The organism is Pseudoalteromonas sp. BSi20480, assembly GCF_000241365.1.
GTDB lineage: Bacteria > Pseudomonadota > Gammaproteobacteria > Enterobacterales > Alteromonadaceae > Pseudoalteromonas > Pseudoalteromonas marina.
Genome location: NZ_BADX01000186.1, coordinates 1 through 231, shown reverse-complemented (window position 1 = coordinate 231; position 231 = coordinate 1). Strand labels below are relative to the sequence as shown.

Below are 231 nucleotides of genomic sequence, written 5' to 3'. Positions count from 1 at the left end.
TCTGGCTCCTCTACAAGCTCTGGCTTATCTTCAAGCTCTGGCTCTTCTTCAGACTCATTTTCCGATTCAGATTCATCAATCAAAGCTGAAGCTAAAGACTCGACATCATCAACATTTAACTCTTCTTGTGCATCAGCTAAATCATCGACAGAACCGGCCAAAGCAGTATCAATGTCATCGTTTTCTTCGACTAACGACTCTGTTTGCGTTTCACTTACGGAATCTTCATCT

1 protein-coding gene is annotated in these 231 nt (G+C 42.0%); it reads right to left on the bottom strand.

The features are described from left to right. Window positions 1-231 (bottom strand): hypothetical protein (locus tag P20480_RS18940; RefSeq protein ID WP_033025961.1); only part of this gene is annotated, 231 nt, incomplete at both ends.